Here is a 14,282-nt window from a genome sequence, read left to right as displayed (position 1 = left end):
AACCCCTACGTCTCGCTCCAAAGCCTCAGCAGATTGTGATAACAGCCAACGAGCGTTCGCCTCGCGGCGTCGTCGGCGTTCTGTGCGTTGAGCCTTTGAATGGCGTTGTCCATATCGAATAGCAGGCTGCGGCGGGTATCGTCGCGAACCAGGCTCTGCGCCCAGAAAAAACTCGATACGCGCATTCCCCGCCTCACCGGCCGGACCTCATGCAAGCTGGTCGCCGGGTAAACAATCGCATGCCCCGCCGGCAGCTTCACCTCCTGCACACCGTACGTATCCTCGATCACCAGCTCGCCGCCGTCATAGTCTTCCGGCGGGGTGAGGAACAGCGTGATCGATACATCCGTTCGCACCCGCGTGCCATGTCCCGGCACGAGCCTGATTGCCCCATCCACATGACTGCCGAAATGCATCCCGCCTTCGTACCGGTTGAAGAGCGGCGGATAAACCCGGTTGGGCAGCACCGAACTGATGAACAAAGGATGCCGTTCGAGCGCGCCAATAATGATGTCGCCGAGTTCAAACGCTATGGGCGCTTCCTGCGCGATCTGCTGGTTGCGCTTGACCGGCGCGCCCTGATAGCCGGCCGTCGCGCGGCCGTCCACCCACGCATCCGACGCATCGAGCCGCTGGCGCATGACAGCGGCGTCTTCGGGGCTGAGGACGCTGGGTATCGAAAGGATCATGTTTTTTGGGTCCAGCGGCCGCGCGACATGCATCGCGCCGCTCGCGTGTCCTGCAGTCGGTCAATAGAACCGGTAGTTTAGCGTCGCGAGGAACGTCCGGCCGTAACCCGGCACCGCGCGGCCGCCATCCGATGGGATCAACGCATCGTAGTAGTGCTTGTTGGTCAGGTTCTGCACGTTGAACTGGATGTCGTAATGTTTCTGGTGGAACGCCGCCATTGCGTCCCAGCGCGTGTACGCGGGCACTTCCACGAAGTCGTTGCTGGCGGCATATCGCGCCGACGTGTACACCGGGCCACCGCCGAAAGTCCATTGCGGCGTGACGTCATAAGTCGTCCACAACGTGATCATGTTGCGCGGCGTGTTCGCCAGGGTCTTGCCGTTGGTGTTGTCCAGCGCCTTCACCACCTTGCCGTCCATGTATGTATAGCCGCCAAAGACCTGCCACTTGTTGGTGATATGGCCCGCCAGTCCGAGCTGATAACCGCGCACGCGCACGTCGCCGTCGAGCGTGTAGCTGCCGTCAGCCTGGAGCGTGCGGGCATTGGTTTTATCGATATTGAACAGCGACTGCGTCACTGACAACCCGCCGTTCAGCAAATCCCATTTCGTGCCCACTTCATAGGAGCGGTTCGATTCCGGCGGCGTGTTCTGCTGGTTGTTGGTCAGCGTCAGCGCTTCCAGCGACGGATTGAACGACGTGCCGTACGACACGTAGTACGACTGCCAGTCGGTCGGCTGGAAAATGATCCCGCCGCGCACGCTGGTGAAATAGTTCGTCTGCGTGGCGTAGGAAGGCGCGTTGAGGGTGTTCTTGATCGACGCCTCGTAACGGTCCCAGCGCAAGCCGCCCACCACCTTCCAGTACTGGCCGACAGACACGGTGTCGTTGGCGTAAATGCCAACACCGTTCGCACTCGATTCCACCAGGTTGGTCGCCACTTCCTGCGTGTTGGCCGGCCGCGTGGTGTATTGCGGATTGAGCAGCGGAACGATCGCGATGGTGTTCGACGGCAGGCCCGGCGTGGTCGCGGTGAACGACTGGTTGCTGTAGGTCTCGTGGCTCAAATCAATGCCGGCTATCACCTCATGCTTGAGCAGGCCGGTGTTGAACTTGTAGTCGATATCGGTCGTGTTGTAGACCGAGTGATCGTTGATGTTGCGGTCCTTGCCCTGCAACTTCACATACAGCGACGACAACGGCAACGACGTGTAGTTGCCGTTGGCCAGCGCCGTCGATGTCCCAAGCGGTCCGGTCAGCACCGCCGCCGCATTGGTTGCGGTGGCCTCGGTGCCGTAGTGGCTGAACTGGGTCTGGTTGCGCAGCGTGAGATTGTCGTCGAAACGATGCTGGATGCGCGCCGAGAGCGTCTGCACGTCCTGAATCGTTCGATCGCCTTCGAAGCCGTAGAACTGGCTCTTGCTCACCGGGACCGGCGCGCCGTTCACCGGCGGAATGCCGTAGTCCGGCTGGTCGCGGTTGTGCTGGATGAGGGCGGAGAGCGTGACTTCCGTCGGTGTGCCGATCCCGAAGCGCACCGTCGGCGCGAAGCCGTAGTCCTTGCTCTTCATGACGTCGCGTGTGGAGCCGAGGTCTTGCCCGAACGCGTTGAGCCGAAAGGCCGACGTGTCCGAGAGCGGTTGGTTGATGTCGACACTGGTGCGATAGCGGTCGCTCGTGCCGACCATGGCGGACACTGATGCATGCGCTTTCAACTCCGCCTGCTTGCTCACCTGGTTGATCACACCGCCCGTGGAGCCTCGGCCGAAATAGAGCGAGGACGGGCCGTACAGCACGTCGATGGATTCAAGGTCGAACGTGTCCCGATAGTACTGGCCGCGATCGCGGAAACCGTCCAGGTAGATGTCGGTGCGCGCCGAGAAACCGCGCAGGTTGATGTTGTTGCCGATCTGTCCGCCTTCCGCTGCGCCAATGGTGACGCCGGGGACGTTGCGAAGGGCGTCGGAGAACGAAGTGGCCGCCTGGGACTGCAGCACGGCTTTCGGGACCACCACAGCGGCCTGGGGAATATCGCGCAGTGCGGTAGGGACCTTGGCGCCGACGCTTGATTTTTCGGGCTGGAAATCGGGTGTGATGGCCTGGGCGGAGACATGCACCGCAGGCAGCGCGGCGTTTTCAACGGGGGGTGCGGCTTGTTGTGCAGCCTCGGCGGGTTGATCTGCCTGGCTGACCGGCGCGGCTTGCGCGTGAGCATAAAGCGGCAAGGCAGCAGGAGTCGCCACCGCGGTCATGATCGCCGCGGCAAGCGGTGTCTTCCTCAACATGTGTTTCCCCGAATACTAGATGGTCGATAGCCGGCGCTGTCGCGCCATGCCGGTCAATTGCTTCCGCGATGTCCGCGGCGGCGGTGAGTGGTCGGCAAAAGGCGCGGCAGAAGCAGCAGTCCGTCGTTGCGACGAACGCACGCCATTTGCTTGATTTCTAAATACGAATCAATATCATTACACAGGTAATAATTGTTTTCAATACGTATTCGGAAACTATTCGGTTACCTGACGGACGGAGGCCCCGCGTTTTTGCGAGGTGGTTTTATCGGAGGAAATAAAACGCACCGTGGAGGGTGGGGCGCTGTGGGGTGGGGATGAGAGGGGAGATGCCGAAGCCTGGCGCGCGATGAATCTTGTTGCAGGGGCGCAGTCAACTGTAACCTTCTCACGAAAGCGGGGCTTTCATTCAGGCGAGCCGGGGGTGTCTTCAAAAGCCCTGAGTGCCGCTGCCACGTCGCGCTGCAATTGCCCGAGGGCGGAGATTTTCGGATTGGGCGGCGATATTTTTGCTGTCGGAAGCGTCGGCATTCATCGATGACAGGGTCATTCGCGTTGATGGCGGCGTGCCGAACGCGGCATTCGTGGCCCTTGGCGGCCGCTGGGCGTACGCTTGAATTCAACGGGGTTTTGCGTTATCAGCCGCCTGCGGGGTTGCAGGAATTTCCCGGCATCACCATTCAAAAAATCAAGCCGTGCCATCCAGCGCCGGCGAGTGAGACTCAACCAGGGAGAAGCGATGCTTCCCGCAGCCGATTCATATGAAACCCTCGCCGCGGCCTTCTCGTGGAAGGTGCCCGCGTACTACAACATTGGCGTGGACGCGTGCGATAAATGGGCCGACGGTTCCGGCCGCCTCGCGCTGATCTACGAGACCCGCGAAGGTTCCGAAACGCGTTACACCTTCGATGACCTGAAGGCGCTCTCCAACCAGTTCGCCAACGCGCTTGCCCGCGCGGGGCTTAAGCGTTGCGATAGGGTGGGAATATTCTTGCCGCAGTCGCCGGAGACGGCCATCGCGCATCTGGCTATCTACAGGGCGGGTTATATCGCGGTGCCGCTCTTTGCGCTGTTCGGCGTCGACGCCATCCAGTACCGGCTCGCCGATAGCGGCGCAGCGGCGCTCATCACCGACCAGGCGGGCTTCGAGAAGCTGGAGCAGGTTCGTGAGACCCTGCCGGACCTGAAAGCCGCCTATTGCGTCGATACCACCACCCGCGAGAACGCCCACTCCTTCTGGGAAGCGCTGCGCGCGGAAACGGACGTCTTCACCCCGGCCGATACCGCCTGCGACGACCCCGCCGCGATCATCTACACCTCCGGCACGACGGGAAAGCCCAAAGGCGCGCTGCTTGCGCATCGCGCGTTGCTGGGCCATCTACCGGGCGTCGAGATGTCGCAAGGTCTTTTCCCGGCGAACGCCCGGTTGATGTGGACACCCGCCGACTGGGCGTGGATTGGCGGCCTGTTCGACGTCCTGCTGCCGGCGTGGCATCACGGCGTCGCGGTGCTGGCGCGGCGTTTTGAAAAATTCGATGGCCCCGCCGCTTTCAACCTGATGGCGCGTCACGGCGTCACGCACACGTTCCTGCCGCCGACCACGCTCAAGATGATGCGTTCGGTCGCGCGTCCCGAGCAGTGGCGGTTGTCGTTGCGTGCGGTGGCGAGCGGCGGCGAATCGCTGGGTGAAGAGTTGATCGCCTGGGGCCGGACGGCGCTTGGCGTGACCATCAACGAGTTTTACGGGCAGACCGAATGCAACGTGGTGGTGTCGTCGTGCGCTGCGTTGTTCGAGCCTCGCCCGGGGGCAATCGGGCGTAGCGTGCCGGGACATCGCGTGGCTATTGTCGACGATGAAGGCACGGAACTTCCAACCGGCGCGCCCGGAAATATTGCGATTGCCGCGCCCGACCCGGTCATGTTCCTGCGCTACTGGAACAACGAAGCGGCCACGCGCGATAAGTTTCGCGGCCAGTTCCTGCTGACCGGGGACCTTGGTTCATGCGATGCCGATGGTTTCATCCGCTTCGTCGGCCGCAACGACGACGTGATTACCAGTGCGGGTTATCGGATCGGTCCCGCGCCTATTGAAGATTGTTTGCTGCGCCATCCCGCCGTGAGCATGGCGGCGGTGGTGGGTGCGCCTGACGCGGCGCGCACGGAGATCGTGATGGCGTTCATCGTGCTGAATGCCGGGTTCGTCCCGGATGAAACGCTGGTGCGCGAGCTTCAGCAGCACGTCAGGACGCGGCTGGCGGCGCATGAATATCCGCGCGAGATTCGTTTTGTCGATGCATTGCCCATGACGCCGACCGGCAAGGTGATGCGCAAGGAATTACGGGCGGGGTTGCCGGGTCTGAAGGATTCGAGCTGAGGATCCCGTGTTGGCGTTGAATCGACAATCGTTCGAACGTGCTGAACTGTTGCGGCAGGCGCGGGTCGATATACTTACTGCGTTTTTCAGCTAACCCGGCGCGTCGGGCCGAACGCCGCCCGCCATTACTTGATAACGGTCGTATGAAACGCTATTTGCCTTTTCGTGTTGTTCTGCTCGCCCTGACTTTCTCGGCGGCGCTATTTTCCAGCACGTCGTTTGCGCAGACGAGCCCCGATGCTGTGGTTAAAAGCGCTGTGGAAGGCACTGTCAACGCAATGAAGGCTGATCCAGCCGCGCGTGGCGGCGACATGGCCAAGATCGCGCAATTGGTGCAGACGCGTTTCGTGCCGGCAACCGATTTCCAGCGCACCACGCGGATCGCCGTCGGCAAGGCGTGGAGCACCGCCACTCCCGACCAGCAAAAGGCGCTCTATGAGCAATTCCAGACGCTGCTGGTGCGCACCTACACGTCGTCGCTGTCGCAACTACGCGATGAAGACGTCAAGTTCAAATTCGATGCCCCGACGCTCGACGCCGGCGGGAAAGACGCCGTCGTGCAGTCGCACGTGTACTCGACCGGTGGCGACAACCCGGTGCGTTATCGCCTGGAAAAGACGCCTGACGGCTGGAAGATTTATGACATCGACATGATGGGCGCGTGGCTGATCCAGGTGTACCAGGCGCAGTTCGCAGGTCAGTTGTCGAAGGGCGGCGTAGACGGTCTGATCAAGTTCCTGACCGCACACAACGAGCGGACGGCGGAGTGACTTTCAGCGGGGTTGACGGCGGGATTTGCTCATAAAGCATGGAATAACCCCGAGACGTCATCTAACAGCAGAACCAAAAGGCGCATCCGGCGGCGAGCCGGATGCGCCTTTTTTTACGTGGCACTTGTCAACGGCTATCCATTTACAAAATATCCCTACATCCACTAAAATGACCATAGACATATGACCAGGGGCACAAAATGCCAAATCGGCAAGTATCGAAATCTGAGTTCAAGGCGAAAGCGCTTGAGTTCTTTCGGCAGGTTGAGTCGTCAGGGGAGAGTTTGATCGTGACCGACCATGGCCGGCCAACGCTGGAGTTACGGCCGTATCGTGCTGATGCGCGGGACCCGCTGGATCTTCTGCGTGGCTCGCTGTTGCGTTATGACAATCCGACGGACCCTGTCGGGGAAGACGATTGGGAGGCCGCGCGGTGATCGTTCTGGATACTCATACGCTGATCTGGTGGGTAACCAACGATGTCGCGCTGAGCAAAAAGGCCAAGACTGCAATCGAACGTGAACGAGCAGGGGGTGAAATCATTGTTTCGGCGATCTCTGCGTGGGAAATCGCCATGCTCGTAGAGCGTGAAACTATCGTGTTCTCAATGGACGTGGAAAACTGGCTTGCGACCGTGCAGCAGATACCCGGCGTGAAATTCACCCCTGTCGACGTCGATATTTCGCTGAAATCCGTTCAACTGCCTGGCGAGTTCCACAAAGACCCAGTAGACCGGTTGATTGTAGCGACGGCGCGCAAGTTTGCTGCGCCACTCGTAACGAAGGATCTCAAGATCAGGGCCTACGCCCACGTCAAGACAATCTGGTGAGTCAGATTGTGGGCGGGGAGGCTCCACCCCCGCGCATTCACTCCCGCCTCAGCATTCCGACACAAGCACCATTGCCGTCGAAGAAACGCTCTTCGCCGACTTCAACGCTTTCTCCCGCACTGCGGTCAGGTTCTCGTTCTCGCTGGAGTATTTGAACGAAGCGGGCAACAGCCGATAGTCCGATGCCACCTGCGCGGCTTTCGTCTCGCTGAAGCCGGTCTTCTGCAGCATCTTCGCCAGGAGGGAGTAGTCGTCCAGATCGGCTTTGCCGAGATTGATCATTACGCTGAATTCAGCCATTGCTTCCTGCTTGTTTGCTTTGAAAACCCGCGATGCTACACGGGTACGCCACCTACGCATCCCGAAATACAAAACGGGTGGATAACGCCGCTCGTCGCGACCTTATCCACCCGTTCCTTTCGTTCTGTTTGTTCCTTTTGCGGCGTGCAGTGAGCTCGAGTGACCACTCGCCCAAGCTCACGTGCTCAAACTCAAGCCGCAATCGTCGTTTGCTTGCCGCCCTTGTTGTTCTTCGCGCGGCCAATTTCCTCCAGCTTGATCTCGACGTGCTTCGAGAACACGAATTCCGCCGGGCGTTGATTGTCGACCGGCAGGTCTTTCGCGTAAGCACCTTCGGTACGCGGACCGCGCAAGGCGACGCGTGCCGCCTTCAGCGGATGCGCAACCGTGTCCATCACGGCGGTGGCTTCGAAGCCGCAATGCACCATGCAGTCCGCGCATTTCTCGTACTTGCCCGTGCCGTACTTGTCCCACTCGGTGGTTTCCATCAATTCCTTGAAGGTCTTCACATAACCTTCACCGAGCAGATAGCACGGACGTTGCCAGCCGAACACCGTACGCGCGGGGTTGCCCCAAGGCGTGCATTCGTAGGTCTGGTTGCCGGCCAGGAAGTCGAGGAACAGGCTCGACTGGCTGAACGACCAGCGCTTGCCGTTATCGCCGCGTTTGAAGATGTCGCGGAACAGCGTCTTCGTCTTCTCGCGGTTCAGGAAGTGCTGCTGGTCCGGCGCACGCTCGTACGCATAACCCGGCGACACCGTGATGCCGTCCACGCCCATGGGTCCGAGCGTGTCGAAGAAATTCGCTACCCGTTCCGGATCTGCGTCGTTGAACAGCGTGCAGTTGATGTTCACGCGGAAACCACGGCGCTTTGCTTCCTTGATGGCCGCGACAGCCTTGTCATACACGCCGTCTTGCGAAACCGAATGGTCATGCGCCTGCTTGTCGCCATCGAGGTGAACCGACCAGACGAAGTACGGATTCGGCTGGTAGTCGTCCATCTTCTTTTCCATCAGCAGCGCGTTCGTGCAGAGATAAACGAACTTCTTGCGCGCGATGATGCCCTTCACGATCTGGGGCATTTCCTTGTGCAGCAGCGGCTCGCCGCCGGCGATGGAGACCACGGGTGCACCGCATTCGTCGACGGCCGCGAGGCAGTCTTCCATCGAGATGCGCTGGTTCAGGATGGGGTCCGGATAATCGATCTTGCCGCAGCCGTTACACGCCAGGTTGCAGCGGAACAGCGGCTCGAGCATCAGCGCGAGCGGATAGCGCTTGTTGCGCATGAAATGCTGGCGCGCGATGTAAGCGCCAACCCGGACCTTTTGCAGCATTGGAATAGACAATTGCGTGTGCTCCTTAATCTTCGCGAAGGGCGCCGGCGGAAGCCGTTGCCGCAGCCAGCGGCTTCGTCAGCTTCGCGGGGAGTTTGAATTCAACTTTTTCTTCGCGGCCGGACATCGTCGTGACTTCAACGGGACCCAGCGCGCGCAGTGCATTAATAACGTGCTTGACCATTTCTTCCGGCGCGGATGCACCGGCCGTAATCCCGACAGTCTGCGCATTCGCAAACCAGTCGGCTTTCAATTCCGAGCCGTCCGCCACGAGGTAGCTCGGCACGCCGGTTTCGGCGCCGATCTCGCACAGACGATTCGAGTTGGAACTGTTCGTGGCGCCAACCACCAGTAAAACGTCAACCTGCGTGCTCAACTCGCGCACCGCCGCCTGGCGGTTTTGCGTGGCGTAGCAAATATCCCGCGTGTCCGGGCCGACGATGTCCGTAAAACGGCGATGCAATGCGTCGATGATGTCGCGCGTGTCGTCCACCGACAACGTGGTCTGCGTGACATACGCGACCGGGGCGTCGACGGGCAGAGCAAGCGTTGCCACTTCAGCTTCGCTTTGCACGAGCACCACCGTGCCGGGAATCTGGCCGATGGTTCCTTCCACCTCCGGATGCCCTGCATGGCCGATCAGGATCAGCGTGCGGCCTTGCGCGACATATTGCCGTCCTTGTACGTGGACTTTTGTCACCAGCGGACAGGTGGCGTCCAGCACGTCCAGGCCGCGCGCTTCCGCGTCGGCTTCCACCGTTCGCGCCACGCCATGCGCGCTGAAAATAGCGACGGCGCCGTGCGGCACTTCGTCCAGTTCTTCGACGAAACGCGCGCCCTTGCTACGCAGATTGTCGACGACGTGCCGGTTGTGAACGATTTCATGGCGCACGTAGACCGGCGCGCCATGTCGTTCAAGAGCACGATCGACAATCTCGATCGCGCGGACCACGCCCGCACAAAAGCCGCGGGGTTGAGCAAGGATAATACGCATATTCGGGCGAACTCCGACTGGCGCGGGTTTCGAATGGAACCGGCTATAGGCTTCGATCAAATCCGGTTGATTTGTTGTAAGCAAAATTAAAGCTTCCCGGAAAAAGCTTTCGGAAACAAGTGGCTGGAAACGGGCCATTCGTTTCAACTTTAAGGCCGAAGTTGACCGCGTATTCTAACTCGTTCAGTTTTTGGGTGCTTGTAAGAGGGTGTTTCCGTTTCTATCGACAGGGTTGAATTACTGCGCGGACGCGGAAGCCGGTAAACTAGCGACTCCCCGCGTTTCCCGCAAAGCGGCTTTTGAAGCGGCTTTTGAGCTGCTGTAACACGCCCGGGGGAGTGGCCGGGCCGGCGCTGCGGGCACGGCTAAAGGCACCGCGAAAGGCCCGACGAAACACCCAGACGCCCCGGATAAGCGGCGCGCAGCCAGAACGCCGGGGATCTGTGGCAGTCGAAGCATGGGTCCTGGCAGCAGGATCATACGGAAGCTGAAGCGAAAGCAAAGCCAGACCCGGGTTGGGGCGGGTGCCACAGAAGTCGCATGAGCGGTGGCATGAGCGCACCGGATTCGCTTGGGGTTCGCGTTTGGACCCTTCTCCAACCGGTTTTCGGGCAGCGCACGACAAGAATTTATACCGTGCAGAGTCGTTGCGCCTATCCAACATTTTCGCCGCTGTGTGAGCAGAATGTTGTCACGCGTCAGCGACCCTGCACGTACGACCTGCGTGTGTCGATGTCCATTCAGGCATCCCCGCGCCGTGTCGAATACCTGGACCGTGTCATGGAAGTCGATCACTACGAAAATTTTCCGGTAGCCAGCGTTTTGCTGCCGAAACGGCTGCGTGCGCCGGTCGGCGTGATTTATCACGTCGCGCGCACAGCGGACGACATTGCCGATGAAGGTGTCTTTGAAGCGGCCGAACGCCACGCCCGTCTCGCCGATTTCCGCGCCGGGCTGGACGCGGTCGCGGCCGGCGAGCCGGCGCCGGTTCATCCCATGCTGTTCGAGAAGCTTGCCGGCACCGTCGCGCAATACGGGTTACCGCTCGGGCCCTTCTACGATCTCGTCTCGGCGTTCGATCAGGATATCGACACCACGCGTTACGCCGACTGGTCTGCGCTGATGGACTATTGCCGGCGCTCGGCGAATCCGGTCGGGCGGCTGATGCTGCATCTCTTCGACGCCGGCACGCCCGAAAACCTCGCCGATTCCGACGCGATCTGCACTGCGTTGCAGCTCATCAACTTCTGGCAGGACGTGGGTATCGACTGGAAGAAGAGCCGCATTTACCTGCCTTTATCCGACCTCGAGCGTTTCGGGGTGACTGAACGGCATATCGACGAGCAGATCTGCGACGACGCCTGGCGCGCACTGATGCGCCATGAAGTCGACCACGCACGCGCGATGATCGTGGGCGGCGCGCCGCTTGCCGTGCGCATGCCGGGCCGCTTCGGGCTGGAACTGTGCAGCGTCGTGCATGGCGGGTTGCGCATCCTCGAAAAGATCGAACAGGCCGACTATGACGTGTTCCGCAAGCGCCCGGTGCTGAAAGGCCCGGACTGGGTGGTGATCGGCGCGCGGTCGCTCGCTATGCGGTTGCGCGGCCGGGTGGGTGTGCAGTTGCGCTCGGTCGAAAGCTGACCTGACCTCGTTGTGCCGCCCTGTTGATGTTGAATCTGCCTAACCCGAATTGATGATGCTCCTGATTGCCTGGTTGTCCCTCCTTATCTGGCTTGTCCTGCTGTTCGGCCGCGGTGGTTTCTGGCGCGCGCAAGCCCTCGAACGTCTCAGCGAGAGTACCGTCCACGCCGTTGGCCAGGCGGAGATTGCACGTCGCGGCGCGTGGCCGGCGGTCGTCGCGGTCGTGCCGGCGCGTAATGAAGCCGATGTGATCGGCCGCGCGGTGACGTCGCTGCTCGCGCAGGATTACGCGGGTTCGTTCCATCTGATCGTCGTCGACGACCACAGTACCGACGGCACCGCCGACGCTGCGCAGGCCGCCGCACGCGACGGCGGTTTTGAAGACCGCCTGACCGTGTTGACGGCCGCGCCCTTGCCGCCGGGCTGGTCCGGCAAGGTGTGGGCGCAGTCGCAAGGCATTGCGGCTATCGATGGGCTGGGTTTTCCGGCCGATTACCTGCTGCTGACCGACGCCGATATCCGTCATCCCGCCGACGCGGCCTCGCAACTCGTCGCGCGCGCGATCCTGGAAGATTGCGACCTCGTCTCGCTGATGGTGCGCTTGCGCAGCGATTCCTCATGGGAAAAGGCGTTGATTCCCGCGTTCGTGTTTTTCTTCGCGAAGTTGTACCCGTTCGCTTGGGTCAACAGCGCGAGCAACCGCACGGCGGCCGCTGCGGGCGGTTGCATGATGGTGCGGCGCGCGGCGCTGGTGGAGGCGGGTGGAATTGAATCCATTCGTGGCGAACTGATCGACGATTGCAGCCTTGCTTCCCGGATCAAGTTTCGTAACGGCGCGAACGCAGCACGGCCGATCCGTCTGGATCTTGCCGCCGACAGCGAATCGCTGCGGCCCTATGACGACTGGCGCGAAATCTGGAACATGATCGCGCGCACAGCGTTCACGCAGTTGCGTTATTCAGCGGTGCTGCTGGTCGGGACAGTACTGGCGATGTGCGTGATTTATCTCGCGCCGCCCGTGGTTGCGTTGACGCTGGGTGCAAAGGGCTGGCCGGCATGGCTCGCGTGGATCGCGATGTGTTGCGCGTATGCACCCATGCTGCGTTACTACCGCCGCTCCATTCTCTGGGCGCCGCTATTGCCGGTCATCGCGCTGTTTTATGTCAGCGCGACGGTTGGCTCAGCCATACGGTTCTGGCGCGGCAAGGGCGGGCAATGGAAGGCGCGAGTGCAGGCGCCTTGACCTGAGGCGAGCCGGGCGCGGATGAAGAGTCTGTAGCCGATCGCGCTCGCTCGGTTCAGCTCACCGTTTTGTGAGCATCGCGTACATCTCGATCACCATGTCGGGTGAGAACTGGAACGGCACCCAGCCGTGTCCGGTGTGGCGCAACACCAGCAAACGGTCACCGTTCGCATAACGCTGCGTGGCCATCACCGGGTTCTTCGTGGCGACAAAGCGCCAGCCGGGTGGCAGGCCGCCCGGCTGTTCGGCGTCCATCGAAGCGCGTGCGTTGGACAACTCCTCGATCAACTCCGATACCCCCTCGGGGCTCAACGCCACCGATACCCCGCCAATCGTCATCGCGATCAAGTTCTTTTCAGGGCGTGAGACGTTCAGCGTGGGTTTCTCTTCGACGACGGGCTCAGCAGCCGTCGTTGCCGGTTCAACGGCAGAGTCAGCAACAGAAGCAGCGGAAGATTCGGTAGAAGCTGGAATGGAAGCGGCGGCCAGAATCAACTCATTGAGGCTTGATTCCAGCGCGCCGAGCTGGTCGGTTAAGTTCATGCGTTGTTTGCCTTGCTAGCCTTGCATCGAGCCTGCGATTTTAACTGCTGCGTACCGCGCAACGTCGCCACACGTTGTAACAAAATGCGTGTAGGGCGATAAACATGCCATCAAAACAACAGGCAACGCAGGCCGCGAGTCATCGGTTCATCGCTTCATCGTGCTTCATCGTTTCAGGTAGCCGTTCGCGCGAAACCAGTCCAGCGCGTGGCTCAGGCCCTCGCCGTATGGCCGCGCCTTGTACCCCAGTTCCCGCTCCGCTTTTGCTGACGTGAAGTACATCTTGTTCTTCGACATCCTCAAGCCATCGACGGTAACAAACGGTTCCTTGCCGCTGAACTTGGCGTAAAGCTCCGCGCCGATCGCGAGCGGATACAGCGGGCCGCGCGGCAGCTTGATGGTCGGCGGCTTGCGTCCGGCGAGTCCGGCGATGTCCGCGAGCATTTGCTGCAGCGACAGGTTTTCGCCGCCGAGAATATAGCGCTCACCGATCACCCCGCGCTCAAGCGCGAGGAAGTGGCCGTTCGCCACGTCGTCCACATGCACGAGGTTCAGGCCGGTATCGACGAAAGCGGGGATCTTGCCCGTCGCCGCTTCCACGATGATCCGTCCGGTCGGCGTCGGCTTGACGTCGCGCGGACCGATCGGCGTGGACGGATTCACGATCACCGCCGGCAAGCCGTCATTCGCAACCATGCGCTCGACCGCACGCTCCGCCAGCACCTTGCTGCGCTTGTATGTGCCAATGGTCTGGTGGGCCTGCGCAGGCTTCGTTTCATCGACGATCTCACCCGCCGGACTTACCTTCAGCGTCGCCACGCTGCTCGTGTACACGATCCGTTCGACCCCTTCGGCCAGCGCCGCGCGCATGGTGGCCTCGGTGCCTTCCAGGTTCGCGCGCTCGATCTCGCCCGGGTCCCGCGCCCAGATGCGGTAGTCGGCCGCGACATGCAGCAGGTAGCGCACGTCTTTCATGGCGGCGCGCATGGAGGCCTCGTCGCGCATGTCGCCGATCACGACTTCGGCGTCGAGACCTTCGAGGTTCTGCCGGGAACTAGTCTTGCGTATGACTACGCGAACGTCAAAACCGCGCTCCCGCGCGATGCGCGCCACCGCCGATCCGACGAATCCGGATGCGCCGGTGACGAGCACGCGCCCACTTAACGGGTCAGTCATTTTTGCCTCTTTTTGTCTTGCAAAGGTAACAGTTGCGCGTCTTCCGAAGCGTGTCGATCAGCCGCCAACCCATATGTGACAAGGGTTGGCGGCTCGTGCTATG

13 protein-coding genes are annotated in these 14,282 nt (G+C 61.1%); 6 read left to right on the top strand and 7 right to left on the bottom strand.

Features of this window, described 5'->3' with window-relative positions:
• Positions 1–5: 5 nt before the first annotated feature.
• On the bottom strand, positions 6–689 hold the full coding sequence (locus tag ABH944_RS25290; RefSeq protein ID WP_404610130.1) for a Fe2+-dependent dioxygenase: 684 nt from the start codon (positions 687–689) through the stop codon (positions 6–8).
• Between the two features lie 60 nt (positions 690–749).
• Complete coding sequence (locus ABH944_RS25285) at positions 750–2,975, bottom strand: TonB-dependent receptor (RefSeq protein ID WP_404610131.1); 2,226 nt, start codon at positions 2,973–2,975, stop codon at positions 750–752.
• 739 nt (positions 2,976–3,714) lie between these two features.
• Here ABH944_RS25285 and ABH944_RS25280 point away from each other — a divergent pair.
• The 4 genes from ABH944_RS25280 to ABH944_RS25265 all read left to right on the top strand — a co-directional run bounded on the left by ABH944_RS25280 (position 3,715) and on the right by ABH944_RS25265 (position 6,948).
• Positions 3,715–5,349, top strand: a complete 1,635-nt coding sequence (locus ABH944_RS25280) for an acyl-CoA synthetase (RefSeq protein WP_404610132.1) — start codon at positions 3,715–3,717, stop codon at positions 5,347–5,349.
• A gap of 143 nt (positions 5,350–5,492) precedes the next feature.
• Positions 5,493–6,119, top strand: a complete 627-nt coding sequence (locus ABH944_RS25275) for an MlaC/ttg2D family ABC transporter substrate-binding protein (RefSeq protein WP_404610133.1) — start codon at positions 5,493–5,495, stop codon at positions 6,117–6,119.
• A gap of 200 nt (positions 6,120–6,319) precedes the next feature.
• Positions 6,320–6,556: a type II toxin-antitoxin system Phd/YefM family antitoxin gene (locus ABH944_RS25270; protein ID WP_404610134.1), complete on the top strand. Its 237-nt coding sequence runs from the start codon at positions 6,320–6,322 to the stop codon at positions 6,554–6,556.
• Positions 6,553–6,948, top strand: a complete 396-nt coding sequence (locus ABH944_RS25265) for a type II toxin-antitoxin system VapC family toxin (RefSeq protein ID WP_404610135.1) — start codon at positions 6,553–6,555, stop codon at positions 6,946–6,948. Before ABH944_RS25270 ends, ABH944_RS25265 begins: the two co-directional genes overlap by 4 nt.
• A gap of 48 nt (positions 6,949–6,996) precedes the next feature.
• Here the strand turns inward: ABH944_RS25265 and ABH944_RS25260 are convergent, their stop codons facing one another.
• From ABH944_RS25260 to ispH, 3 genes are all read right to left on the bottom strand, one after another.
• Positions 6,997–7,248 (bottom strand): hypothetical protein, encoded by a 252-nt coding sequence (locus ABH944_RS25260; RefSeq protein WP_404610136.1) that lies wholly within the window; start codon positions 7,246–7,248, stop codon positions 6,997–6,999.
• A 191-nt stretch (positions 7,249–7,439) separates the two neighbouring features.
• On the bottom strand, positions 7,440–8,594 hold the full coding sequence (gene hpnH, locus ABH944_RS25255; protein WP_404610137.1) for an adenosyl-hopene transferase HpnH: 1,155 nt from the start codon (positions 8,592–8,594) through the stop codon (positions 7,440–7,442).
• Positions 8,595–8,607: 13 nt separating this feature from the next.
• Positions 8,608–9,576, bottom strand: coding sequence for a 4-hydroxy-3-methylbut-2-enyl diphosphate reductase (gene ispH, locus ABH944_RS25250; protein ID WP_404610138.1), 969 nt, complete (start codon positions 9,574–9,576; stop codon positions 8,608–8,610).
• Between the two features lie 780 nt (positions 9,577–10,356).
• Between ispH and hpnC the strand changes: the two genes are divergently transcribed.
• Together hpnC and ABH944_RS25240 are read left to right on the top strand one after the other, a co-directional pair.
• Complete coding sequence (hpnC, locus tag ABH944_RS25245; protein ID WP_404610180.1) at positions 10,357–11,217, top strand: squalene synthase HpnC; 861 nt, start codon at positions 10,357–10,359, stop codon at positions 11,215–11,217.
• A 52-nt stretch (positions 11,218–11,269) separates the two neighbouring features.
• Positions 11,270–12,460, top strand: coding sequence for a glycosyltransferase (locus ABH944_RS25240; protein ID WP_404610139.1), 1,191 nt, complete (start codon positions 11,270–11,272; stop codon positions 12,458–12,460).
• Positions 12,461–12,520: 60 nt separating this feature from the next.
• Here ABH944_RS25240 and ABH944_RS25235 read toward each other — a convergent pair whose 3' ends face one another.
• Entirely contained in the window at positions 12,521–13,003 is a 483-nt protein-coding gene (locus ABH944_RS25235; protein ID WP_404610140.1) for a hypothetical protein, read from the bottom strand.
• Positions 13,004–13,168: 165 nt separating this feature from the next.
• Complete coding sequence (gene hpnA, locus ABH944_RS25230) at positions 13,169–14,179, bottom strand: hopanoid-associated sugar epimerase (protein ID WP_404610141.1); 1,011 nt, start codon at positions 14,177–14,179, stop codon at positions 13,169–13,171.
• Positions 14,180–14,282: the final 103 nt, after the last annotated feature.

The organism is Caballeronia udeis, from assembly GCF_044909315.1.
In the GTDB taxonomy this organism is placed as follows: Bacteria; Pseudomonadota; Gammaproteobacteria; order Burkholderiales; family Burkholderiaceae; genus Caballeronia; species Caballeronia udeis_A.
Note: the sequence above shows the minus strand (reverse complement) of the source record. Positions and strands in the feature narration are given on the sequence as shown.

Bases quoted from the DNA above. Each gene is read 5' to 3' on its own strand.
- ABH944_RS25290 (WP_404610130.1), bottom strand. From the start codon at position 689: ATGATCCTTTCGATACCCAGCGTCCTCAGCCCCGAAGACGCCGCTGTC.
- ABH944_RS25285 (WP_404610131.1), bottom strand. From the start codon at position 2,975: ATGTTGAGGAAGACACCGCTTGCCGCGGCGATCATGACCGCGGTGGCG.
- ABH944_RS25280 (WP_404610132.1), top strand. From the start codon at position 3,715: ATGCTTCCCGCAGCCGATTCATATGAAACCCTCGCCGCGGCCTTCTCG.
- ABH944_RS25275 (WP_404610133.1), top strand. From the start codon at position 5,493: ATGAAACGCTATTTGCCTTTTCGTGTTGTTCTGCTCGCCCTGACTTTC.
- ABH944_RS25270 (WP_404610134.1), top strand. From the start codon at position 6,320: ATGCCAAATCGGCAAGTATCGAAATCTGAGTTCAAGGCGAAAGCGCTT.
- ABH944_RS25260 (WP_404610136.1), bottom strand. From the start codon at position 7,248: ATGGCTGAATTCAGCGTAATGATCAATCTCGGCAAAGCCGATCTGGAC.
- ispH (WP_404610138.1), bottom strand. From the start codon at position 9,576: ATGCGTATTATCCTTGCTCAACCCCGCGGCTTTTGTGCGGGCGTGGTC.
- hpnC (WP_404610180.1), top strand. From the start codon at position 10,357: ATGGAAGTCGATCACTACGAAAATTTTCCGGTAGCCAGCGTTTTGCTG.
- ABH944_RS25240 (WP_404610139.1), top strand. From the start codon at position 11,270: ATGATGCTCCTGATTGCCTGGTTGTCCCTCCTTATCTGGCTTGTCCTG.
- ABH944_RS25235 (WP_404610140.1), bottom strand. From the start codon at position 13,003: ATGAACTTAACCGACCAGCTCGGCGCGCTGGAATCAAGCCTCAATGAG.
- hpnA (WP_404610141.1), bottom strand. From the start codon at position 14,179: ATGACTGACCCGTTAAGTGGGCGCGTGCTCGTCACCGGCGCATCCGGA.